Consider the following 20,953-nt stretch of genomic DNA (forward strand, 5'->3'; position numbering starts at 1 on the left):
GGAAGAGTAGCGCCGGCAACCTGGGACGTGCTTGCCGTGCCAAGGGTTTTCCTCACAAGGAATCAAGTTTCCCTTCTCTGTCGGCGTGGAATCAGAACTGAGCTCTTGTGCCCTACATTCGGCACATTCGATATACGAGCCAGCACGGTGGCCAAGGAAATTCTCGTTGGAGCATAGGACAAGAAGTGGGATCGGTTCACGACCTCACGGGCGCTCTACGCCCCGATTGCGGGCGCCCGCTTAGCTAGGACGAACCCCGAGAATGGGCCAAGGGCTTCTTCGAAGCTCCACGCACAGGCAATCCTTGGCTGCTCGCGTCGTCGCCGTAGTAGCCGTATGTATATGAATCCGGCCCCTTGGCAGGCAACCTGTTCATGACCACGCCTAGTAGATTCGAGCCGACCATTGATAGGGCATCAAGAGCTTTTTGAAGATCATGCAGCTTTAGAATGTGGGATCCAACAACCAGAACGACGCCTCCGACATGCTGGGAAAGCACGGCCGCGTCCGTAACCGGCAATAGGGGAGGTGCATCAATGATGATGGTGTCAAAGACTTGCTCTAGACGCTCAATAAGCTGCTTCATGGCGTCAGAACCAAGCAGCTCGCTGGGATTAGGCGGAATGCTGCCGGACGTCAGAACGTACAGGTTGAAATCGCCCCACTGCTGAAAAAGGTCGTTGACATCCAGGGTACCGATCAGCGCTGTAGTAAGGCCGGCATTACGCTCCAGACCCAAGTACTCGCCCACCATGGGCCGTCGAAGATCCGCATCAATAAGGCAAACATTTTGGCCGGTTTCGGCAAGTGAAATGGCGAGATTAGTCGCAGTTGTGCTTTTGCCCTCTCCCGGTAATGACGAAGTCACGAGGACGGTCTTGGCTTGAGTCGCAACATTGGAGAACTGGAGGTTTGTTCGAAGTCGCCGATATGCCTCCGCGCGTGCGCTCTGTTGTGTCGTCTGAGTTAGCAACGGTCGCATTACGGCGTCCGAATCAAAGGCGATGCCTCCGAGGAGAGGCGCGTCAGTGATCTTACGCAGGTCCGCTTCACTTCGGATGCGATTGTCCAGTGCCGTCCTTACTAAGACCAGGCCAATCCCAACTGCCAAACCCAGGAGGGTTCCTATGGCCAAGTTCATGCGAGTGTTGGGCGCTGAAGGTAAACTCGGTGCCTTTGCCGGTTTGATAATCGAAAGGTTAACCGGAGACGTTCCTCCAGTCTTCGGCCTCTCCAGTTGGTCGACGGCCTTGATCAAGCTATCTGCGACAGCTTGGGCGATTGCCCCGGCCATTGCTGGCGAGCTGTCCGACGCAGAAATATTAATCAGGACTGTGTTCGCGTCCGTGCTTGCCTGCACGCGCTTGGCAAGTTCCTCGGCAGAGACCGTCATGCCTAAGGAATCAATAGCTGGCTGCAGAACGACAGGTGAGTCGACCGTCTTGACGTACGACTGAACGCGCGCCTGACCAAAAGTGTTTCCCTGCTGGAGTTCCTGCGCACTCCCAGAATTCTGAATGGCAACAAACAGCTGAGTCTCCGCGGTGTACGTAGGTGTCGTCAGGACCGACCCTGATCCAGCCAACAAGAGGCCAGCCAAAGTAAGTGAGGCTATCCAAATCCAGTTACGCTGGAAAATTCGTAAGTAGTCGCGTAAATCCAAGCTCGTTTCCCCCTGGGTTGTTCCTGTACGCGATCGGCAGGACCGCCCTTCAACACGCCAACTGCGTGAGTTCTCGCCAATTATACCTGTCGCGAGTTGCAGCCGTGTCCGGTTTACGCGTCAGACAGTGACGTGTTACGGAGCGCCGACACCAGAGGCAACACCAATGAATATGTCGAACGCGGGGCGTAATCTGGACGTTCGGGCGATTGTCGATCCTGCGCTGCGGCACCTTCAGCTGTATGTTCCGCGCAACATTACTTTCGGACTTACCGCCGGGGTATCCTGTGCACGGGAATCTCCCGTCGGCAGAAGCTCTATATTTTTGGGGGAATGACTTGGGCGCAGTGATGGATTGGCGTGTGCGCACTGCGAGGACTTTGCGATTCGTGGATGCCTTCGTCATCCTCTGGGCTATAGCGGGCGCCTACGTGATCAGATTTGGGATTGAGTCAAATCCCGGTGTATCAGGCGATGGTTCCAATTATTTATGGTTGTCTGCAGCGCTGTGCGTTGCCTGGTGGCTCATGCTGGAGGCTTGGAACAGTCGCCAAACGCGGATCTTGGGTTCTGGTCCCGATGAATACAAACGAGTAGCCGCTGCGTCACTATGGCTTTTTGGTCTGGTTGCGATTTTTTCTTACGTTCTCAGAATCGACACAGCTCGTGGCTACGTTGGTATAGCTCTTCCGGCAGGCTTGGTCGGCCTAATCCTCGCGCGTTGGCTCCTCAGGCAGCACCTAAGCATCGATCGGCAAGGTGGCGAAAGCATGTCACGCCTCCTGCTCCTGGGAGGACCCGGAGCTGTCGCCCACCTCGCATCGTCACTCGTCGAGGCCAAACATGCCGGTTATCTCCCAGTCGCTGCGTACATGCCTGGAGCGGACGACAAGATTACAATCGAACCGGAGTCAGGCCTTCCGGTCTTGGGTCACGCCAACGAAACGTCCTCTATTCTCGACGCAATCGACAAATGCAATGCAGATGCCGTCGCGGTCTCCGCAGGGGTTCAGCTTCACCCCCAAACATTGCGCCACCTTGGATGGGCGTTGGCTTCCCGGAATGTGGGCCTAATCATGGCGCCGGCCTTGACGGATATCGCTGGCCCCCGCATTCATACTCAACAGGTGGCAGGGTTACCACTAATCCACGTAACAACGCCCACCCTAGAAGGCGGGCAGCGAGTTGCTAAGAGACTTTTCGACATATTGGCGTCCGGAGTTTTGATAGTTCTTGCGTCGCCCGTAATGGCCCTCCTTGCACTTGCAGTAAAACTAGCCAGTCCCGGTCCGGTGCTCTTCAAGCAAGAACGCGTTGGCATTCGTGGCGCCCACTTCAGAATGCTTAAGTTCCGGTCGATGGTTATCGACGCTGAGCAGCGTCTCGCGGAGCTGGAGCACCGCAACGAGGGCAGTGGGGTTCTTTTCAAAATAAAGAACGATCCTCGAGTCACGCCAATCGGCAGAATCCTGCGGAAGTATAGTTTGGACGAACTTCCTCAGCTTCTAAATGTCCTTGTTGGTTCAATGAGCCTAGTCGGGCCCCGCCCTCCCCTCCCGAAAGAAGTGGAGGGCTATGAAAAGGACGTACGACGCCGGCTCTTGGTGAAACCAGGATTGACCGGCCTCTGGCAGGTGAGCGGACGATCAAATTTGTCGTGGCAAGACTCAGTGAGGCTTGATCTTTACTATGTTGAAAACTGGTCGCTCGCTGGTGATGTCGTTATTTTGTTAAAAACCGGCCGTGCCGTCTTCCACAACACAGGCGCTTACTAGGTGTGCGGTACTTACAACAAGCCCGGCCCCATGGGGAAAGAAGAAACCACTAATGACGGATCCGGTCAAGGACTTGGGTAGCAATCCCACGACGAACGACAGCGCCAGGAAGCAACCGTCCAAGGACACGCGACATCGACGGACGGTAACCATCGGCCTAGGAGTTGTCGCAATCGTTGGAATCGCATCTGCAGCCTGGCTTGGGGTTAGGGCATTTAGCATCAACAACGAACTTGAGGCAGCAGCGAGCCTCGTTCCCACACTGAAAAATGCGATTTCCACGGACAACGCCAGTGCGGCTGCGAACACTGTTGAGAGCATACGGATGCACACAGCCACGGCCAGGGACTCTGCAAGTGACCCCCTGTGGACGTTGGGGTCGGCTGTACCCGGCCTCGGGCCCAATTTCAGTGCCGTGGCTGAAGTGGCTCGATCCGCCGATGACGTGGCGAACCTCGGGCTGGAACCCTTGGTGAAGGTTTTTAGTTCTTTAGACTGGGACAGCCTCATCCCCAAGGCCTCCGGCACGGATCTGCAACCGCTAAAGGCTGCCTCACCTAGCGTGTCGTCGGCTGCCAACGCAGTCCGGATGTCTGCCGACCGACTCGATCTAATTGCCACTGATAACTTATTGCCTGAAGTGGCGGGGCCACTAACACGGTCGAGAGACCAATTGCGCGAAGTCACCGGTGCACTCGATGCGGCAGCCAACGCAGCAGAGATTGTCCCGGGAATGCTAGGTTCGGAGGCACCTCGGCACTACCTCCTCATGATTCAGAACAATGCCGAGACCCGCGCCTCAGGCGGTATACCTGGGGCCCTGGCAGTGCTTACGCTCGACGGCGGAAAGCTCACCCTCAGCGACCAAAGTAGTGCGGGCGACGTTGGAATCATGTCGCCGACCCTGGCCATCGATCCAGAACAGCTGCAAATCTACTCGGGACGTCTGGGCAAATACATGCAGGATGTCAACTTAACGCCTGACTTTCCGACAGCAGCGCGCAGCGCGCAAGCGATGTGGGAAAGAAAGACCGGACAGCGTGTTGACGGAGTTGTATCCATCGACCCCGTCGCATTGAGCTACCTTTTGGACGCGACGGGATCTGTGCAGGTAAGCAACCCTGAGTTGCTTTCCTTGGCCAGAGGTGGGTTACCGACCGAGTTGACTTCGAAGAATGTGGTGCAGACTCTGCTCTCGGACGTGTACGCGAAAATTGAGCAGCCAAAGTTACAGGATGCATACTTTGCCGGAGTCGCTCAGGAGATCTTTGCAGCGCTGTCCAGTGGTAGCGGCGACACCAGGAGCCTCGTCGCGGGAATTTCTCGCGCTTCCGAAGAAGGCCGCGTTCTGGTTTGGTCTAACCAGCCGACGGAACAGGCTCTGATCTCGAAGTATGTTCTGGGTGGATCCATAGACGGCCCAAGCGTTTCGCCTGCCCAGTTTGGCGTCTACTTTAACGACGGTACTGGCGCCAAGATGGACTACTACGTCAAGCGCACTGCTCAACTGGTCAAGGAATGTGCCAAGGACGGCTATCAGCAAACTACCGTCCGTGTCACAAGCACTAATACGGCGCCTACGGACGCCGCAACGTCCCTGCCGGCGTACGTTACGGGAGGCGGAGCTTTCGGAGTGCCCGCAGGAACGGTTCAAACCAACATCGTGGCGTACGGTCCCGTCCAAGCAAACGTAGAGATTGCCACAGTCGACGGTCAGAAGACCAGCTTTGCTCCCTACTTGCACAGCAACCGGCCCGTTGGAGTCCTGGCCGTCAGGCTTGCACCTGGCGAAAGTCGGACCGTGGAGTTTACATTCGGGAAGATTGTCCAGCACACGGAACCCAACCTAGTTGTCACACCCACAGTCCAAGCCGTCAAGGATGTGATCTTGCCCACAACCGAAACTCCGTGCGGGTAGCTTCCGTAGCCATTGCGTTAACACTATGTAAACCGTCTTGACTGACATTGCTCCACGCTCGAATCGGATGGTAATGTCTGTTTTGGGATATCTATCCGGGATTTCTGCACAGGTCTCGTGCAGAGAGGAAACCTCCTCAATTCGGGTACATCAAAAAACTTTAACGTCTCCGGGGGGACAACAATGAAAAAAACACTCGCAGCATTCGCACTTGCAGGCTCAATCGCGCTTATCGGCTCACCCGCCGTTGCCGCCGAATACCCGGCTCTCCCGCCCCAGGCTGCTGTTTCTGACGGCACCGTAGGCCCGGGTGAACAGTTCACCTTCCGCGGTCAGGGCTTCCTTGCCGGCGAACCGCTGGTCATTACCGTCACGCCGGGCAACCCGCCCGCAGCTACCGGCGCCGGTCTCGGCCGCTCGGTCGCAACAAAGATCGCTGTATTCCTGGCTCCCCAGACGTTCAACGCAACGGCTGACGCTCAGGGCGCAATCGCGTTCCCGCTCTCGCTCGGCGAAGCTGGAACCTACTCCATCACTGCAACGGGCACCATCTCCGGCGTGACTGTCGGACCCGTTACGGTACAGGTTGCAGCAGCACTGGCCAACACCGGTGGCGGCGCTCCGCTCGCAAACACCGGGGCTGGCCTTGCCAACACGGGTGCTGACTCAGGCCTGATCCTCTGGACCCTTGTGGGTGCAGGCGCACTGGCCGCTGGCGCAGCATCAGTGGTTGTTGTTCGCCGCCGCGCAAAGAACGAGGTTGCTGCCTAACAGCAGCATCTTCCAAGCGGCAAAGAGGGTGGGTGGCTCTCCGGGAAACCGGAGAACCACCCACCTTCTGCATTTAAGGTTTCGACAGGCTCAACCACCGAAGCGACAGTTCAATCACCAATCGGACTAACTCTCCGCCGAACGGGCAGGTTCATCACGAACTGTGGTATCTATTTGATCTATGGGGAGACATTGGCGCAAAGCACCATGGCAGTGGGATTTATCCGTCCCCGTGCCTCATACGCAGGCGCTCCCATATGCACTCCTCGTACTGCTGGCACTAGCCGCGCTTGGAACTGCCGCCCTGGCCCTGCTGAGAACGGCCTGAGCGCCACTTGAGGCGCCCAGAGAGTCTAAGGATCTGGCGCGCAGTCCTGGTTGCCATGCTCGTACCTCTAGCAGTGGTCGCGTTCTGGCCAAGCCCGGTTGATGCTCCAGTGCAGGGCCAGCTAGCCAGCGTCCTGAGATTCCTTCATACCCGCGGAATTCCCGCCTGGTTCAATTACCAATTCGTCGAAGCATCCGCCAATGTAGTGCTTTTCATTCCGTTCGGGGCAGTTGCAGCCCTGGCATATCCGAAAAAACACCTGTGGCAGCTTGGAATTCTTGGGCTGATTGTCTCGGGGTGCATCGAACTGGGCCAGCTGCTGTTTCTTCACAACCGGTTCGCGAGTGCGCTGGATCTTGTCACAAACACGGGAGGGGCCGTAATTGGCGCTCTCTTGGTCGCTACGGCCCTTAAGCGCCTACAGGCCCGCCGCTGGTCAGCGTCGGGCCTGTAGGCATTTACAGAGGCACCAGGAGTTAGCCGACGAAGGCCTTCAGCCAGGTCTTCAAGTCCTCGCCAAACTCCACGCGCTCGGAAGCCAGCGTGATGACTGCCTTGAGGTAGCTAAGCTTGTCGCCGGTATCGAAGCGCCGGCCCTTGAAGACCACCCCGTACACGCCCGAGCCTTCGCCCTCACCGGCAGCCAGGGTCTGGAGGGCATCCGTCAGTTGGATCTCCCCGCCGCGGCCGGGCGCCGTGTGCTCCAGGACGCCGAACACCGAGGGGTGCAGCACGTACCGGCCGATGACGGCCAGGTTGGACGGCGCTTCTGCTATAGCCGGCTTCTCGACCAGTTTGTTGACGCGGACGTAGTCTTCGCCTTCAACGCCCGTGATGTCCGCGCAGCCGTAAGCACTGATTTGCGACGGGTCCACCTCGATAAGAGCGATAACCGAACCACCGGTCTTCTGCTGCACCTCGATCATGGTGGTGAGGAGAGTCTCGGCCTCATCGATGAGATCGTCGCCCAGCAGTACGGCGAAGGGCTCGTTGCCCACGTGCTGACGCGCACAGAGCACGGCATGACCCAAGCCCTTGGCTTCGCCCTGGCGGACGTAGTGGATCGGGCCCAAGTCGGACGCCTCATTGACCAAGTCCAGGCGACCCTGATCGCCCTTCAGTTCCAGCGCGCGCTCCAAGCCGGGTTCACGGTCGAAGTGGTCTTCAAGGGCACGTTTGCTGCGCCCTGTGATCATCAGAATGTCGTCGAGGCCGGCCTTGACGGCTTCCTCCACAACGTACTGGATGGCCGGGCGGTCAACCACCGGCAACATTTCCTTCGGCATCGCCTTAGTTGCAGGCAAGAAGCGCGTCCCCAAGCCGGCAGCAGGAATGACGGCTTTAGTAATAGATTTCCCCATAGTCATAGGTGCACCTTACAAATCAATGGTAGAAATTGGCAATTGAGTGACTTGATTTCGACGGTCTCGACCACAGCCGGCCTGGGTTTCGACAGGCTCAACCACCGATGCCGGTGAACATTGGCTCGCGCTTCTCCTGGAACGTCCGGAAGCCTCGTCACAATTTCCCGGGTGTTGGCCAACAATTCATGCGGGTATCGCCCGGCTAAAGGCCCCGCCCTACGCCAACGACTCTTCTCAGGCGTTTGCTGCATGCGTGACCGCAACGTAGGCACGGAGCGCCTCCGCCGCCGGACGGGGTGTAAAACCTGAAGCCTTGATCTTGGCCAGGTCGAGGACGCTGTTCAGCGGCCGGGGTGCGGCGGCTTTGCCTTTGAAGTATTCCTCGGTGCTGACGCCTGTGACGGCGGTCCTCGGCCGGCCTGAGAGCTCGTACACGTCCGCGGCGATGTCTGCCCAGGACTGCGGCTCGCCGTCGTTACTGAGGTTATAGGTACCGTATTCGGCGCGGGATTCGAGGAGGTGCTGGATCCCGGCGGCGATGTCCTCGGTGAAGCTGAGCCGGCCGATCTGGTCATTGACGACAGCCGGTTCGATGCCGCGGCCGGCGAGGGACGCCATGGTGCGGACAAAGTTGTTGCCTTCACCGATGACCCAACTGGTCCGGACGATGTAGCGGCGGGGAACGACGCTGACGACGGCGTCGCCTGCTGCCTTCGTCTGACCGTATACACCCAGCGGAGCGAACGGCTCTGCCTCGTCGTGGCTGTCACGGACGCCGTCGAAAACGTAGTCCGAGGAAACGTGAACCAGCGTGAGGTCATGCTCGACGGCGGTCCGGGCCAGCCGCGCCACAGCGGTGACGTTGATGGCCCAGGCGGCCGCCCGGCCCTCCGCGGTTTCCGCAATATCGACGGCGGTAAAGGCGGCGGCGTTAATGATCGTGGAGTAGTTCTTCCAGTTCCGCTCCGAGAAGGCGGCCTCACTGGACAGATCGAACCCGGCACGGCCGGCAAACTCAACGGTCGCGTCGCCGTCGTACAGTTCCCGCAGCGCCTTGCCCAACTGTCCGTCGGCACCGACCACCAGGATTTTCTTCGCCGGCATCGGCACGACGTCCGCCAGGCGGGGGTGCGCCTTGTCCTTGTCGGAGAGCTCAGCGTCCGCCAGCGGGACCGGCCATGCAATGGCGGCGGTCTCATCCGCGAGGTTCAGGAACGTGTACTGGCCCTGCGCGTCGGCGGACCAGTGGTCGTTGACCAGATAGGTGTAGGCCGTGTTGTCTTCCAGGGTCTGGAAGGCGTTGCCTACTCCGCGGGGAATGAAGATGGCCTGGCTGGCGTCCAGTTCGGCGGTGAAGACGGCGCCGAAGGACGGGCCTTCGCGAAGGTCCACCCAGGCACCGAAGATCCTGCCCGTGGCGACCGAGATGAATTTGTCCCACGGTTCGGCGTGGATGCCGCGGGTGGTGCCGGCTTTTTCGTTGAACGAAATGTTGTTCTGCAGCGGGCGGAAGTCCGGCAGCCCGAGGGCCACCATCTTTTCCCGCTGCCAGTTTTCCTTGAACCAGCCCCGGTTATCCCCATGGACCGGAAGGTCATAAAGGACGACGCCGGGGATCGGGGTTTCGTGCGCGGTCAGCTTCTTGGAGAACTCGATCGACATGCTCTACTGGCCCTGTTCCTGGTACTTCGCTTCGGTCTGGGCCTTCTGCGGCCGCCACCAGTTTTCGTTCTCCCGGTACCAGGCGATGGTGTCCTCGATGCCGGCGTCAAAGTTGGAGAAGCGCGGTTCCCAACCGAGCTCCTCGCGGAGCTTGGCGGAGTCGATGGCGTAGCGCAGGTCGTGCCCGGGGCGGTCCACGACGTGGTCGTAGGCGTCCGGGGACTGGCCCATGTGCTTGAGGATGAGTTCGACGACGTCCTTGTTGTTCTTTTCGCCGTCAGCGCCGATCAGGTAGGTTACGCCGATCCGGCCCTTTTCGATGATCCCCAACACGGCCGAGGAATGGTCGTTAGCGTGGATCCAGTCACGGACGTTCTCGCCCTTGCCGTAGAGCTTGGGCCGGATCCCGTCGATCACGTTCGTGATCTGGCGCGGAATGAACTTCTCCACATGCTGGTACGGGCCGTAGTTGTTCGAGCAGTTACTGATCGTGGCCTGCAGCCCGAAGGACCGCACCCAGGCACGCACCAGCAAGTCGGAGCCGGCCTTCGTGGAAGAATACGGGCTCGACGGGTTATACGGGGTGTCCTCCGTGAACCGCTCCGGGTCATCGAGTTCCAGGTCGCCGTAAACCTCATCAGTGGAGATGTGGTGGAACCGCTTGTTGTGCTTCCGCGCAGCCTCGATCAGCGTGTAGGTCCCGATGATGTTCGTATCCAGGAACGGACGCGGATCATGCAGCGAATTGTCATTGTGCGACTCAGCCGCGTAATGAACCACCACATCGCACTCTGCGACGAGCCTGTCCACGACGTTGGCGTCCGTGATGTCGCCTTTGACGAACCTAAAACGGTCCGCCGCCAGACCCTCAAGAGACGCGACATTGCCTGCATAAGTCAGCTTGTCCAGCACCGTCACATGATCAAGTGTGTTTTCCAACACATAGTGAACAAAGTTCGAACCAATGAAACCGGCGCCCCCGGTAACCAGTAATTTCTGCATAACATTCATCGTTCCACAGCTACGTGATTTGGCTGAATTTGTAACCACCGCGAAAATGTCCTTATGCGCGGAATAATCCTCGCCGGGGGAACCGGTTCACGTCTTCATCCAATCACTCTCGGAATCAGCAAGCAGCTGGTCCCGGTCTACGACAAACCAATGATCTACTACCCGTTGTCCACACTGATGCTGGCCGGCATCCGGGACATTCTCATCATCACTACTCCCCACGATGCCGACCAGTTCCAGCGACTCCTTGGCGACGGCAGCCAGTTCGGCGTCAACATCACCTACACCCAGCAACCCTCCCCCGATGGATTGGCCCAGGCTTTCGTCCTTGGGGCCGAGCACATCGGCGATGGCCCGGTCGCTTTGGTCCTCGGCGACAACATCTTCTATGGCCAAGGCCTGGGCACGCAGCTACGACGGTTCGAAAACATCGACGGCGGCGCAGTCTTCGGATACCGGGTTCAGGACCCGTCCGCGTACGGCGTTGTGGAATTCGACGCCGAGGGCAAAGCAATCTCCCTTGAAGAAAAGCCCGCAAAACCGAAGAGCCACTATGCGGTTCCGGGCCTGTATTTCTACGACAACGACGTGGTCCAAATCGCACGCGACCTCAAGCCTTCTCCCCGCGGCGAACTGGAAATCACAGACGTCAACCGCGTTTACCTCGAACGCGGACAGCTGCAGGTGGAAATCCTGCCCCGCGGAACCGCGTGGCTGGACACCGGAACCTTCGATGATCTCAATGCCGCATCCGAATTCGTACGTACAGTTCAGCATCGCCAAGGCCTCTCCATCGGGTGCCCTGAAGAAATCGCCTGGCGTCTGGGATTCCTCAATGACGATGAGTTACGGGAACGGGCCGCGCCGCTCGCCAAGAGTGGCTACGGGAAATACCTTCTCGAACTGCTCGCCGACGGCATTGACCCCGCAACCGAACGCCTTCAACTCGCCCAGCACTAAGGCGGGCTCCGCCCCCGGCGAAGAGAACCGCAAAAGCATGAGGCCCGCCGCTTGAACAGCGGCGGGCCTCTTCTGGGAAGTCCGGGGATTGCATTGCAGAGGCTTACCGGAAGGCGGCGCAGCAGATTGTGGTCGGGGAATGGAACGCAGAGGTGTGACCGGCTGCCTTAAAGGCAGTTCAGGGTACCGGGGAACGGCGCGCTTGACCAGATGTTGGTGCTTCCGGGCACCTTGTAGTGGGCGCGTACTTCGTATCTCCAGGTACCAACAAACCTGTATTGATCCGCGGTATATGACTTGCCAGCTTCCGTGCCGAGGTTCCCGGTGTACTGGAGGTTTCCTGATGGATCGTAGATCTTGATGTCGTAATAGTTTGCGCGAGTGACAGGAGCGTAGGAGGTGACGGTGATTCGTGGTTTGACGAAAAAAAGAAATACCCGGTCATCGCAGTTCATGCTCACTGCAGCTGAGGCAGGAGGCTGCATAGCTCCGGTTGTAACCTTCTGCGATGTTTGGGTTGACGCCGTGAAAGAGGCGTGGGCCGCTATTGGTATCGACGTTACGAAGACCAGGACCAGGGCAGCGATGACGTACTTCCGCCACTTGGTGGTTTTGGACCGCACGTCTTGTTCCTCCTACCCCTGGTTGGTGTGGTTTTTACTATTGCTCAAGACGCCAACAAGTAGGCGTCTAGGCGGCGATAAAAGCGGCGCATCTCTTTTCAGCGAAGCGCTCAGCTTCCAAGGTGGCCCGCGCTTGTTGCAGGAGTCCCGGTGCCGCTTCGTGAAGACGGGAAACGCTGGATGACAGGACCTGCGCTTCGATCATGGCCTGATCGAAGCGGCCAGCCTGTACGAGAGACTGCAGGGTGATGCAGATATGCATGGTTTCCAGGGCCCCGTTCATCGCTGAGGTGACCTTCAGGCTGAGGAGGGCATCCATTGACGTTTTGGTGTCGTTCTGCGAAAGCCCGGTGAGGATGCGAGTCAGCCTGCTTGGAAGCATGCTGAGATAGCGGCCCAGGAACTCAAGGGCGGCCTCGCTACTGTCGAGTTCGGCGGCGAGGTCCTTGAGTCTTTGCGGGTCGAGCTGCGCCGGGTGCTCAGGCATTCGTGCCCAGGGCCGGAGTCCCGGCTTCATGTGACTCGCTTGCCTCGGGCTTCTTTCCCCAAATACCGGCGAGCATGCCGACGACGAGCACCGTGGGGGCGCCGTACATCAGGATGTTCAAAACGAGCGGTTCGCGGACAGCTCTGATGACGTTGCCAATGTGCGGGATCGTCGTCACGTGCCGGTCAACAGTGGCCCCGCTGATGGTCGCGGTCCAGGGATCGACCCCGTTGTTCGCGTCGCCCTTGGTCCGCACCGCTACGCTGCCGTCCGCGTTGGCCATGACCTCGATGACGCGGTGGGTTTCGACCCGCTGGTCTTCCACGGGGATGTGGTACGTGATGATGTCTCCGGCCGTGATCTCGCTGGCCGGGACCGGTTGAGTGATGACCACGTCGCCCGGGTTGATCAGGGGCGCCATCGAGCCGGTCAGCATCGTCAGGGTCTGATAGCCCAGGACACGCGGGCCGATGGCCAGCGCCAGGAACGCGGCCACACCCAGGACGAGCAAGGTAGTGGCCACCATGCCCACGGATTTCTTGAGGAGCCGGGCCACCGACCAGGGGCGACGGACCTTCTCGGCTTCATGACGGGCACGCGCGTCACCCGAGGTGCGACCGGAGTGGGTGAGTTTCAGCGCGGTGCTCATCAGGAAGGCTTTCGGGTCGCTGTTGGGGGTGCCGGGCAGGCGGGTTGTTACTTGGCCGTCTCGGTGCGCTGGGTGGCAGTGAAGGTGAAGCCGATAGTGCTGGTCTTGGCCTGGAAGGTGTTATCGGCTTCCTTGGGCAGCGCGGTGGTGATCTTCAGGAAGTCGGACTTGGTAGCCACTATTGAGGACAGGCCGGGCAGGACGCGGGAGCCGATCACCGGGGAGGAGGCCAGCGGGGTGCTCTTGGTAGCGGGGGCGGGGCAGGTGTAGGCACCGGCGGTTCCGGTCCACGCGCTGGTGCAGGACTCGACGGTGATCTTCAGGCCGTTGACAACATCGGACGTAAGCAGCGACTCGGTGCCCGCGGCGGCAGCGGTGCCCAATGTAACGGTGCCCAGGTTTGAGTTGCCCGTGTTTTCTAGGGTGACAAATTTGTCCACCGTATCTCCGGGCAGGAGGCCTGCAACCGGGACGCTCAGGGTGTTGTTCACGTTGCCGAGGCCGATGACGACGGTGCCGGAGGTGACGGCCTGGCTGGCCGAGGTGGTGGAGCTGAATGCACCATAGGTGCCCATGCCTGCGACGGCGGCGGCGGTGCCGACCAAGGCGACGGAAGCGAGGATCTTGCCGGAAGTGGTTTTCATGCTGATGCCCATGTGAAGTATGCCCTTGTTGTGTGACAAACCCGCCCCCAGTGGGCCGGCCGAAGTTTTTGGTTCAGGCGCTCTCGGCCTGACAACAATGACTATTCCGGCCGTCCCTCAAGGCGTGCCCCCGCTTCCAATCAAGAAACACTCAAGAATTAGTGTTTTCGCAGGTCAGGGGCCCGCGTGGTGATCCAAATCACTCAGCCGGCCTGGGTTTCGACAGGCTCAACCAACGAACTTGGGTGTCCGCTTCTCCTGGAACGCCCGGAAACCCTCGGCATAGTCTGCGCTCTTGCAGAGCCGCGCCTGCTCGGCGTTCTCCTCGGCCATGGCGTCCCACAGGCCCAGCCGCTGGTCGCGGATGTGCGCCACCAGCTCCTTGCTCGCCGTGAACGCACCTGTTGCCCCGGTGGCCACCTTCGCCACAATTTCCCGGGTAGTGGCCAACAGTTCATCTGCCGGCATCGCCCGGCTGAACATCCCCCGCGCCACGGCCTCGGTCCCCGACATCAGCTCGGCCGTGTAGATCAGGTCCAGCGTCCGGTGCATCCCCAGCCGCTCGGTAAAGTACCAATGCCCGCCCGAATCCAGCGTCGCCCCCAGCTTCGCAAACGGCGAGCCGAACTTCGCGTTCTCCGCCACGTACACCACGTCCGTGGCCAGCAGCAGGCCCAGCCCCACACCCAGGCACGCACCATGCGCTGCGGCGAACGTCGGCGCCGGGAACGCGCTCATCTTCCTCAGCAGCGGCTGCACCAGCCCGCCCAGGTACGCCTCGGCGTCGTCCGTCTCCGGTGTCACACCCGAAATGTCCCGGCCCGCGCAGAAGGCGCGGCCCTCTCCCCTGAGCAGCAGCGCCCGCACCTCACCGCGCGAGGCGGCGGCAGCGGCGTCGTCGTACGCCTGTGTTAAATCAGCGAGCGCCTGCTCATCAAGCGAGTTCAGCTTGTAGGGCGCGTCCAGGACCACTTCGGCCACGTTGTTGGCGATGGAGAGGGAGATCAATGGGGCTCCTTGGGTTGGGTTCGGGGGTTTCGACAGGCTCAACCACCGGGGCCTCGTTAGACGTCGAAGTCGACTGTTACGTCTTTGCTGGTGGGGTGGCTCTGGCAGGTCAGGACGTAGCCCTTGTCCAGTTCATCCTGCTCCAGCGCGTAGTTTTCGTCCATGGTCACGGTGCCGGCGACCAGCTTGGCGCGGCACGTGCCGCACACTCCCCCGGCACACGCGAACGGCACATCCGGCCGGACCCGCAGCGCGGCGTTCAGGATCGATTCGCGGGCGTGCGTCGGGCTGGCCACCTCGCCCTGCAGGCCGTCCAGCTTGAACGTGATCTTGTACGTCTCCTGGGACTCGTCCACCACCACGGGACGGCCGGCGTTGCCCTCCGGCCGGTCCGGCTTCCCGCTCGTGAACAGCTCGAACCGCACGTGCTCCGGCTTCACCCCGCGCTCGGCCAGGGTGTCCCGGCACAGCTGCACCAGCTCGAACGGCCCGCACAAGAACCACTCGTCCACATCGTCCGCGTGGATGGCGGTGCCCAGCAGCTGCTGGAGCTTCTCGGCGTCGATCCGTCCACTGAGCAGCGGTGCGATCCGCTGCTCGCGGGACAGCACGTGGTGGATGGCCAGCCGCTGCGGGTACCTGTCCTTCAGGTCCGCCAGCTCCTCCAGGAACATCACGTCCATGGCGGCCTTGTTGGCGTAGATCAGGTCAAAGCGCGTCTCCGGGTTGGCCGCCAGCAGCGTGCGGGCGATCGCGATCACCGGGGTGATGCCGCTCCCCGCCGCGATGGCCACAAAGGTGCCCGGCTCCCCTGCCAGCTCGCCGGCGATTTCCTGCGGCCGGTTCATGGAGTTCATGACGTTCTGCTCCACGGCCTTGCCGTCCCGGCCGTGCTTGGACACAAACGCGCCCATGGGGCTCATGACGTCCAGGGTGTCGCCCGCCTTCAGCTCCGCGTTGGCCCACGTGGAAAACAGCCCGCCCAGGTCCTGCTTCACCGCCACCCGGATCTCGCTGCTGCCGTCCGGGAACGTGCGCGGCTCCGCGCAGATGGAGTAGCTGCGGCGCACCTCATGCGGTTCGCCGTGCTCATCCTGCAGCGTGGTGCGCAGGGCCACGTACTGGCCCGGCAGGTAGTCGAACTGGCCCGCCAGCTCTTCAGGTACTCCGAAGGTCACCTCGATGGCGTCCTCGGTCAGCCTTCTTACTTCGGTGACGGTGAGGGTGTGGAAGGACGGACGACGGCGGCCGCTGGCTAGCGCCGATTCGGCGGCGGTCTGGCGCACAACAGGCATGGGGCTTCCTTACAGGACTTTGAAGTAGTCGAACGGTTCCAGGCAGTCCTTGCAGACGTACAGCGCCTTGCAGGACGTGGAGCCGAACCGGGTGAGCTCCTTGGTATTCAGGCTGGAGCACTGCGGGCACTTGACGACCAGTTTGAGCCTGATGGGTCCGTGGTGGCCGCCGGCTGCTGCCAGGCCCGACGGCGGCGCGATGCCGTACTCCTTGAGCTTCTGTTTTCCGGCGGCCGTCATCCAGTCCGTGGTCCAGGCCGGGGCGAGCACCAGGTCCACCTCCGCTGTGAAGCCTTCCTGGGCGAAAGCTGCTTTCAGGTCATCGCGGATGGCATCCATGGCCGGGCAGCCCGAGTACGTGGGCGTGATGGTGACCCGGACTTGGTGGTCCGTGATTTTTACATCGCGGAGGATGCCGAGGTCTGCGATGGTGAGCACGGGGATCTCCGGGTCGCAGACCGTGGCGGCGATGTCCCACGCCTGCTGCTGCTCTTTTGTCTGCTCCTGGGTCTGCCCGGGCGCAGCGGTGGCCACGGCGGTCACCAGCTTGCTCCGGGGTACTCGCGCGCCAGCACCTGCATCTCCGCGAGGAGGTAGCCCAGGTGCTCGGAGTGCCGGCCCTGCCGCCCGCCGCCCGGGGCAGCCGGAACCTCCGGCACCTCCAGCTCCGCTTCGGCGAAGATCTCACCGGTCAGGCGGTCAAAGTCCGCGCGCAGGCTGGAAGGCTCGACGGCGGCGCCCGACGCTGCGAGGCGCGTGGTCAGCTCGTCGTCCTCGAAGAGCTCGGCGACGTATGGCCACATCTGCTTCAGGCCCTGGATCATCCGCGTGCGGGATTCGTCCGTGCCGCCGGCCAGGCGGAGGATCCACTGGGCACTGTGGTCCCGGTGGTAGTCCACTTCCTTCACGGCCTTGGCGGCGATGGCAGCGAGCGTGGCATCCGTGGATTGCGTGAGCCTGCGGTAGAGCTCGAACTGGTAGTAGCTCACCACGAACTGCCGGGCGATCGTAGCCGCGAAATCGCCGTTGGGCTGCTCAAAGATGGCTGCCGACCGGAACTCGTGCTCCCGCCTGAAGTACGCCAGCTCGTCCTCGGACTTGTCCCAAGCACCGCCCGCGTAGGTCAGGAAGCTTCTTGCGTGGCCCAGCTGGTCCAGGGCGATGTTGCCCAGGGCCACGTCCTCCTCCAGCTCGGGGCCGCGGGAGATCCAGTGGCCCAGGCGCTGGGCGAGGATCAGGCCGTCGTCGCCAAGGCGCAGCGCGTACTCGGCCACGTCCTCGGTGGGCTTGGCCAGGCCGGTGCGGACCTCCAGGGCGATGTCCTCCGGTCGGAGCGCGTTGCCTGGGGTGATGCGGGTGGCCGATGCGTTGGATTCGCTCACAGGTGCTTCACTCCCTCGCTCTTGGTGTAATACGTGGCGTGCCGGTAGTCCTTGCCCTGCGGGGACTCAAAGAACGAACCCTTGGAGTCCGGATCGCTGGCGGCAATGGCGTCGGCCGGAACCACCCAGATGGACACACCCTCGTTGCGGCGCGTGTAAAGGTCGCGGGCGTTGCGCAGGGCCATGGCGGCATCTGGCGCATGCAAGGACCCGGCGTGGACGTGGCTCAGGCCGCGGCTGGACCGGACAAAGACCTCCCACAGGCCCCAAGCGTTGCGGTCGGCGACGAGGGTCGTCACCACTGGGCTCACCTTGGCTGCCTCGCGGTTGATTTCGGCGGCCGCGCTGGCCGGAACTTCCGGGTTGCCATGGGGCGTCATGCTGCGTATTCCTTCGTCTTCATTGACTGTTTTGCTGCATAAGCGGCGGCTGCTTCGCGGACCCAGGCGCCGTCGTCGTGCGCTTCCCTCCGGCGCTCAAGGCGCTGGGCGTTGCAGGGGCCGCGGCCGGCCAGGACTTCCTTGAACTCGTCCCAGTCCAGCGGGCCGTGCTCCCACTTCTTGGTGTCCTCGTTGAAGCGGACTTCGCTGTCCGGGAGGGTGAGGCCCAGCACGCGGACCTGCTCCACCATCATGCCCACGAAGCGGCTGCGGAGTTCATCGTTGCTGAAGCGCTTGATGTTCCAGGCCATGGACTGGCGGGAGTTGGGCGAATCGTCGTCCGGCGGGCCGAACATCATCAGCGCCGGCGCGTACCAGCGGTTTACGGCGTCCTGCGCCATCTGCTTCTGCTCCGGGGTGCCGTGGGCGAGTTCCAGCAGGATCTCGAAGCCCTGGCGCTGGTGGAACGATTCTTCCTTGCAGACGCGCACCATGGCGCGGCCGTACGGGCCGTAGGAGGCGCGGCACAGCGGCACCTGGTTGCAGATGGCGGCGCCGTCCACCAGCCAGCCGATGGCACCCATGTCCGCCCAGGTGCGGGCCGGGTAGTTGAAGATGGAGGAGTAGCGGGCCTTGCCGGCGATGAGATCGGCCATCATCTTGTCTCGTGTTTGACCAAGCGTCTCCGCGGCGGAGTACAGGTAGAGCCCGTGGCCGGCCTCGTCCTGGACCTTGGCCATGAGGATGGCCTTGCGCTTCAGGCTCGGGGCCCTGGAGATCCAGTTGGCTTCCGGCTGCATCCCGATGATTTCCGAGTGGGCGTGCTGGGAAATCTGGCGCAGCAGGGTCTTGCGGTAGGCGTCCGGCATCCAGTCTTTTGGTTCAATGCGGGAGTCGTCTTTGATGACCCGGTCGAAGTTGGCCTGGCCGTCCGCGTCTTGGCGGTCCTTGGCCTGGCTGTCCGCGGCTTGGCGGTCCGCGATATGCGGGGCGTTGGCTTCCATGGTTGCTCCTATGCACCTGCCTGGATTGGTCCGATTTATTTACCGACCGTTCGTTCAGGATATGCGGAGGGGCGCGAGGGCGTCAAGGAGCGGGCTGGTGGTCGAGCCTGTCGAAACCCGAGTCTCGGCCCCACCCACGGACGCTCTCTCACATCCTGCGGCGACGCGCACTTTCGTTGTCGACTCGGATGCTTCCGGACGCGGCCCATATTTCGTGCGCGTCAGAGCACATGCGGGTCGGGAATCGAGGTGCGCGTCAAGAGTGGCGTCACGGTACCTGCCTAGCGGATCCCGGCCACCCGGAGGGTCCTGGCCAGCTCGGCGGCGGCGGACTCCAGGGTGGCCACGGTGCTGGCGAGGACTTCCTCGGTGGCCAGTTCCGTGGGGATGGAGCAGCTGATGGCATCCGTGCCGGGGATCCGGTAGGGAACCACCACACTCACACAGCACAGCCCTACGGTGTTCTGCTCCCGTTCCAGCGCATGGCCTGTCCGGCGGAAGCCGGCGAGTTCATGCTGCAGCGAGGGGAAGTCCCGCACCGTATTCGGGGTCAGCTCCGGATACGGCCCTTCGCCGATCCGTTGCCGGACCTCGGCGTCGGTGTACTCCGAGAGAATCGCCTTGCCCAGCGCCGTGACCTGGGCGGGGAGCTTGCGGCCCACGCGGGACGACAGCCGCCTGCGGTCAACAGCCTGGCGCGTGGCCAGGTAGATGACGTCCGAGCGGTCCAGCCGGGCGTAGTGGGTGGTGAAAGTGGTGGCGTTCCGGACCTTTTCCAGGACGGCCGAGACGTGCTCCATGACCGGGTCACGGTCCAGGTAGGCCGTGCCGCACAGCAGCGCGTGGGCTCCGATCCGGTAGCCGCCCTCAGCGGTCTGTTCAATCCAGTTGAGCTCCAGCAGCGTGAGCAGCAGCCAGTGCAGGCTGGACCGCGGATATCCGGTCAGCTTGAAGACTTCGGCTGTGGTGAGTGGCTTGGGGGCGGCGGCCAGCAGCTCCAGGATGGCGATGGTGCGTTCTGCCGACTTGACCAGTTTTACGTCCCCGGCAGCACCCTCAGCGGCGCCCGGCTGCGCTTCCAGCGGTGTCATCTTTGCTCCCCCTTGTGCCACAACCTTGGCTTGCGCCACTTTCATTTGCTCGCCAGTTCCGGGTAGTTGTCCATCCCTACCTTATGGCCCTCACTCGCCCAGAAGCCGCCCAGCAGGCCCGCCCAGCTGTCCTGTGCCGCGGCATCCACATCGGCATCTATATCGGCGGCAAATGCCTCTGCGTCATCCAGGGGCTCGAATCCGATCCGACGGCCTGCCTCCAGGTTTGCCCACCCGCGGGTATTGGCGGAGACGGCCCACACCACGTGATGCCCCGGGGCCCCCGCATCGCTCAGGGTGGCTTCCACCAGGCGGTAGGAATCCGCCGGAGACAGCCAGGAACCCAGCGTCCTCACGTTTGCGGGCCGATCGCCGCCGGTGCCGATCCGGGCGCTGACCACTTTCATTCCGAATTTGTCGGCATAGAGGCTGCCCAGCGCCTCCACCGCGGCCTTGCTGACGCCGTAGTAGGTGTCCGGCCGCGGAATAAGCACCGAGTCCTGCGCCGCCGCTTCCGTCGGGTGGAAGCCCACGGCATGCGTTGAGCTGGCCAGAAGGACGCGCCCGACGCCGTTGACGCGCGCCGCTTCCAGCGTCACCTGGGTGCCGGTGATGTTGGTGGCCACCAGCTCGGCCCAGGTCTTCTCGCGGTGCAGGCCGCCCAGGTGGATCACGGCGGCGGCCCCCTCGAGTGCGCCCGTCATGAACTCCGGATCGGCCACGGATCCCACGTGGACGGACTCGGTGGGGCGGGGGTGGGCGGCTTCCGCCAGGTCCAGCAGCCGCACCGTATGACCGGCGTCGGCGAGGTACGGCCGCAGCAGTGTGGCCATCATGCCGGCACCGCCGGTCAGGGCGATGGTCTGGGGGTTCGGGACTGCAGACAAGATTCCTCCGACGGTTGACAGTCTGTGAGCTTGATCATACTCTCATGAAGT

Annotated in this window: 21 protein-coding genes; 5 read left to right on the top strand and 16 right to left on the bottom strand. The window is 61.8% G+C overall.

Annotated features, from left to right (window positions below; translation table 11 throughout):
- Nucleotides 1–244: 244 nt before the first annotated feature.
- A complete protein-coding gene (locus ACZY0Q_RS08145) occupies nt 245–1,663 on the bottom strand; it encodes a tyrosine-protein kinase domain-containing protein (protein ID WP_463915742.1) in 1,419 nt (472 codons plus the stop codon).
- A gap of 350 nt (nt 1,664–2,013) precedes the next feature.
- Here ACZY0Q_RS08145 and ACZY0Q_RS08150 point away from each other — a divergent pair, with 350 nt between their 5' ends.
- The 4 genes from ACZY0Q_RS08150 (at nt 2,014) to ACZY0Q_RS08165 (ending at nt 6,909) form a co-directional block, all read left to right on the top strand.
- Nucleotides 2,014–3,438, top strand: a complete 1,425-nt coding sequence (locus ACZY0Q_RS08150; RefSeq protein ID WP_463916286.1) for a sugar transferase — start codon at nt 2,014–2,016, stop codon at nt 3,436–3,438.
- A 52-nt stretch (nt 3,439–3,490) separates the two neighbouring features.
- Complete coding sequence (locus tag ACZY0Q_RS08155) at nt 3,491–5,356, top strand: DUF4012 domain-containing protein (RefSeq protein ID WP_463915743.1); 1,866 nt, start codon at nt 3,491–3,493, stop codon at nt 5,354–5,356.
- A 183-nt stretch (nt 5,357–5,539) separates the two neighbouring features.
- Entirely contained in the window at nt 5,540–6,127 is a 588-nt protein-coding gene (locus ACZY0Q_RS08160; RefSeq protein WP_463915744.1) for an LPXTG cell wall anchor domain-containing protein, read from the top strand.
- Nucleotides 6,128–6,510: 383 nt separating this feature from the next.
- Nucleotides 6,511–6,909 (top strand): VanZ family protein, encoded by a 399-nt coding sequence (locus ACZY0Q_RS08165; protein WP_463915746.1) that lies wholly within the window; start codon nt 6,511–6,513, stop codon nt 6,907–6,909.
- A gap of 22 nt (nt 6,910–6,931) precedes the next feature.
- On the opposite strand, the gene galU is transcribed toward ACZY0Q_RS08165, so the two are convergent.
- From galU to rfbB, 3 genes are all read right to left on the bottom strand, one after another.
- A complete protein-coding gene (gene galU / locus ACZY0Q_RS08170; protein WP_463915747.1) occupies nt 6,932–7,822 on the bottom strand; it encodes a UTP--glucose-1-phosphate uridylyltransferase GalU in 891 nt (296 codons plus the stop codon).
- A gap of 231 nt (nt 7,823–8,053) precedes the next feature.
- Nucleotides 8,054–9,481 (bottom strand): sugar nucleotide-binding protein, encoded by a 1,428-nt coding sequence (locus ACZY0Q_RS08175; RefSeq protein ID WP_463915749.1) that lies wholly within the window; start codon nt 9,479–9,481, stop codon nt 8,054–8,056.
- Between the two features lie 3 nt (nt 9,482–9,484).
- Nucleotides 9,485–10,483 carry a dTDP-glucose 4,6-dehydratase gene (rfbB, locus tag ACZY0Q_RS08180; protein WP_463915750.1) on the bottom strand — a complete coding sequence of 333 codons (999 nt, stop codon included), beginning with the start codon at nt 10,481–10,483 and terminating at the stop codon, nt 9,485–9,487.
- Nucleotides 10,484–10,546: 63 nt separating this feature from the next.
- Between rfbB and rfbA the strand changes: the two genes are divergently transcribed.
- A complete protein-coding gene (gene rfbA / locus ACZY0Q_RS08185; protein ID WP_463915751.1) occupies nt 10,547–11,452 on the top strand; it encodes a glucose-1-phosphate thymidylyltransferase RfbA in 906 nt (301 codons plus the stop codon).
- A gap of 167 nt (nt 11,453–11,619) precedes the next feature.
- On the opposite strand, the gene ACZY0Q_RS08190 is transcribed toward rfbA, so the two are convergent.
- The 12 genes from ACZY0Q_RS08190 to ACZY0Q_RS08245 form a co-directional block, all read right to left on the bottom strand.
- Nucleotides 11,620–12,075 (bottom strand): SipW-dependent-type signal peptide-containing protein, encoded by a 456-nt coding sequence (locus ACZY0Q_RS08190; RefSeq protein WP_463915753.1) that lies wholly within the window; start codon nt 12,073–12,075, stop codon nt 11,620–11,622.
- A gap of 67 nt (nt 12,076–12,142) precedes the next feature.
- Nucleotides 12,143–12,562: an Hpt domain-containing protein gene (locus ACZY0Q_RS08195; protein ID WP_463915754.1), complete on the bottom strand. Its 420-nt coding sequence runs from the start codon at nt 12,560–12,562 to the stop codon at nt 12,143–12,145.
- Nucleotides 12,555–13,211 carry a signal peptidase I gene (locus tag ACZY0Q_RS08200; protein WP_463915755.1) on the bottom strand — a complete coding sequence of 219 codons (657 nt, stop codon included), beginning with the start codon at nt 13,209–13,211 and terminating at the stop codon, nt 12,555–12,557. Before ACZY0Q_RS08200 ends, ACZY0Q_RS08195 begins: the two co-directional genes overlap by 8 nt.
- Before the next feature lie 47 nt (nt 13,212–13,258).
- A complete protein-coding gene (locus ACZY0Q_RS08205) occupies nt 13,259–13,855 on the bottom strand; it encodes a TasA family protein (protein ID WP_463915757.1) in 597 nt (198 codons plus the stop codon).
- A gap of 228 nt (nt 13,856–14,083) precedes the next feature.
- Nucleotides 14,084–14,863: an enoyl-CoA hydratase/isomerase family protein gene (locus ACZY0Q_RS08210; RefSeq protein WP_463915758.1), complete on the bottom strand. Its 780-nt coding sequence runs from the start codon at nt 14,861–14,863 to the stop codon at nt 14,084–14,086.
- A 56-nt stretch (nt 14,864–14,919) separates the two neighbouring features.
- The gene (gene paaE / locus ACZY0Q_RS08215; RefSeq protein WP_463915759.1) at nt 14,920–16,158 is read right to left on the bottom strand and encodes a 1,2-phenylacetyl-CoA epoxidase subunit PaaE; all 1,239 of its coding nucleotides are present in this window, start codon (nt 16,156–16,158) and stop codon (nt 14,920–14,922) included.
- A gap of 9 nt (nt 16,159–16,167) precedes the next feature.
- Entirely contained in the window at nt 16,168–16,701 is a 534-nt protein-coding gene (gene paaD / locus ACZY0Q_RS08220) for a 1,2-phenylacetyl-CoA epoxidase subunit PaaD (protein ID WP_463915761.1), read from the bottom strand.
- A complete protein-coding gene (paaC, locus tag ACZY0Q_RS08225; protein ID WP_463915762.1) occupies nt 16,698–17,540 on the bottom strand; it encodes a 1,2-phenylacetyl-CoA epoxidase subunit PaaC in 843 nt (280 codons plus the stop codon). Before paaC ends, paaD begins: the two co-directional genes overlap by 4 nt.
- Entirely contained in the window at nt 17,537–17,920 is a 384-nt protein-coding gene (gene paaB, locus ACZY0Q_RS08230) for a 1,2-phenylacetyl-CoA epoxidase subunit PaaB (RefSeq protein ID WP_463915763.1), read from the bottom strand. Before paaB ends, paaC begins: the two co-directional genes overlap by 4 nt.
- Nucleotides 17,917–18,924, bottom strand: coding sequence for a 1,2-phenylacetyl-CoA epoxidase subunit PaaA (gene paaA, locus ACZY0Q_RS08235; protein WP_463915765.1), 1,008 nt, complete (start codon nt 18,922–18,924; stop codon nt 17,917–17,919). The genes paaB and paaA overlap by 4 nt, the downstream gene beginning before the upstream one ends.
- Nucleotides 18,925–19,205: 281 nt before the next feature.
- Nucleotides 19,206–20,015 (bottom strand): IclR family transcriptional regulator, encoded by an 810-nt coding sequence (locus tag ACZY0Q_RS08240; RefSeq protein WP_463915766.1) that lies wholly within the window; start codon nt 20,013–20,015, stop codon nt 19,206–19,208.
- Nucleotides 20,016–20,056: 41 nt separating this feature from the next.
- The gene (locus ACZY0Q_RS08245) at nt 20,057–20,902 is read right to left on the bottom strand and encodes an NAD-dependent epimerase/dehydratase family protein (protein ID WP_463915768.1); all 846 of its coding nucleotides are present in this window, start codon (nt 20,900–20,902) and stop codon (nt 20,057–20,059) included.
- Nucleotides 20,903–20,953: the final 51 nt, after the last annotated feature.

The organism is Pseudarthrobacter lactosi, from assembly GCF_055412785.1.

What these genes read in the sequence shown, in the direction of transcription:
- ACZY0Q_RS08205 (WP_463915757.1), bottom strand. Translation starts at nt 13,855, where the DNA reads ATGAAAACCACTTCCGGCAAGATCCTCGCTTCCGTCGCCTTGGTCGGC.
- ACZY0Q_RS08200 (WP_463915755.1), bottom strand. Translation starts at nt 13,211, where the DNA reads ATGAGCACCGCGCTGAAACTCACCCACTCCGGTCGCACCTCGGGTGAC.
- ACZY0Q_RS08150 (WP_463916286.1), top strand. Translation starts at nt 2,014, where the DNA reads ATGGATTGGCGTGTGCGCACTGCGAGGACTTTGCGATTCGTGGATGCC.
- paaB (WP_463915763.1), bottom strand. Translation starts at nt 17,920, where the DNA reads ATGACGCCCCATGGCAACCCGGAAGTTCCGGCCAGCGCGGCCGCCGAA.
- ACZY0Q_RS08240 (WP_463915766.1), bottom strand. Translation starts at nt 20,015, where the DNA reads ATGACACCGCTGGAAGCGCAGCCGGGCGCCGCTGAGGGTGCTGCCGGG.
- ACZY0Q_RS08195 (WP_463915754.1), bottom strand. Translation starts at nt 12,562, where the DNA reads ATGCCTGAGCACCCGGCGCAGCTCGACCCGCAAAGACTCAAGGACCTC.
- ACZY0Q_RS08165 (WP_463915746.1), top strand. Translation starts at nt 6,511, where the DNA reads ATGCTCGTACCTCTAGCAGTGGTCGCGTTCTGGCCAAGCCCGGTTGAT.
- paaE (WP_463915759.1), bottom strand. Translation starts at nt 16,158, where the DNA reads ATGCCTGTTGTGCGCCAGACCGCCGCCGAATCGGCGCTAGCCAGCGGC.
- ACZY0Q_RS08155 (WP_463915743.1), top strand. Translation starts at nt 3,491, where the DNA reads ATGACGGATCCGGTCAAGGACTTGGGTAGCAATCCCACGACGAACGAC.
- rfbB (WP_463915750.1), bottom strand. Translation starts at nt 10,483, where the DNA reads ATGCAGAAATTACTGGTTACCGGGGGCGCCGGTTTCATTGGTTCGAAC.
- ACZY0Q_RS08175 (WP_463915749.1), bottom strand. Translation starts at nt 9,481, where the DNA reads ATGTCGATCGAGTTCTCCAAGAAGCTGACCGCGCACGAAACCCCGATC.
- ACZY0Q_RS08160 (WP_463915744.1), top strand. Translation starts at nt 5,540, where the DNA reads ATGAAAAAAACACTCGCAGCATTCGCACTTGCAGGCTCAATCGCGCTT.
- galU (WP_463915747.1), bottom strand. Translation starts at nt 7,822, where the DNA reads ATGACTATGGGGAAATCTATTACTAAAGCCGTCATTCCTGCTGCCGGC.
- rfbA (WP_463915751.1), top strand. Translation starts at nt 10,547, where the DNA reads ATGCGCGGAATAATCCTCGCCGGGGGAACCGGTTCACGTCTTCATCCA.
- paaA (WP_463915765.1), bottom strand. Translation starts at nt 18,924, where the DNA reads ATGGAAGCCAACGCCCCGCATATCGCGGACCGCCAAGCCGCGGACAGC.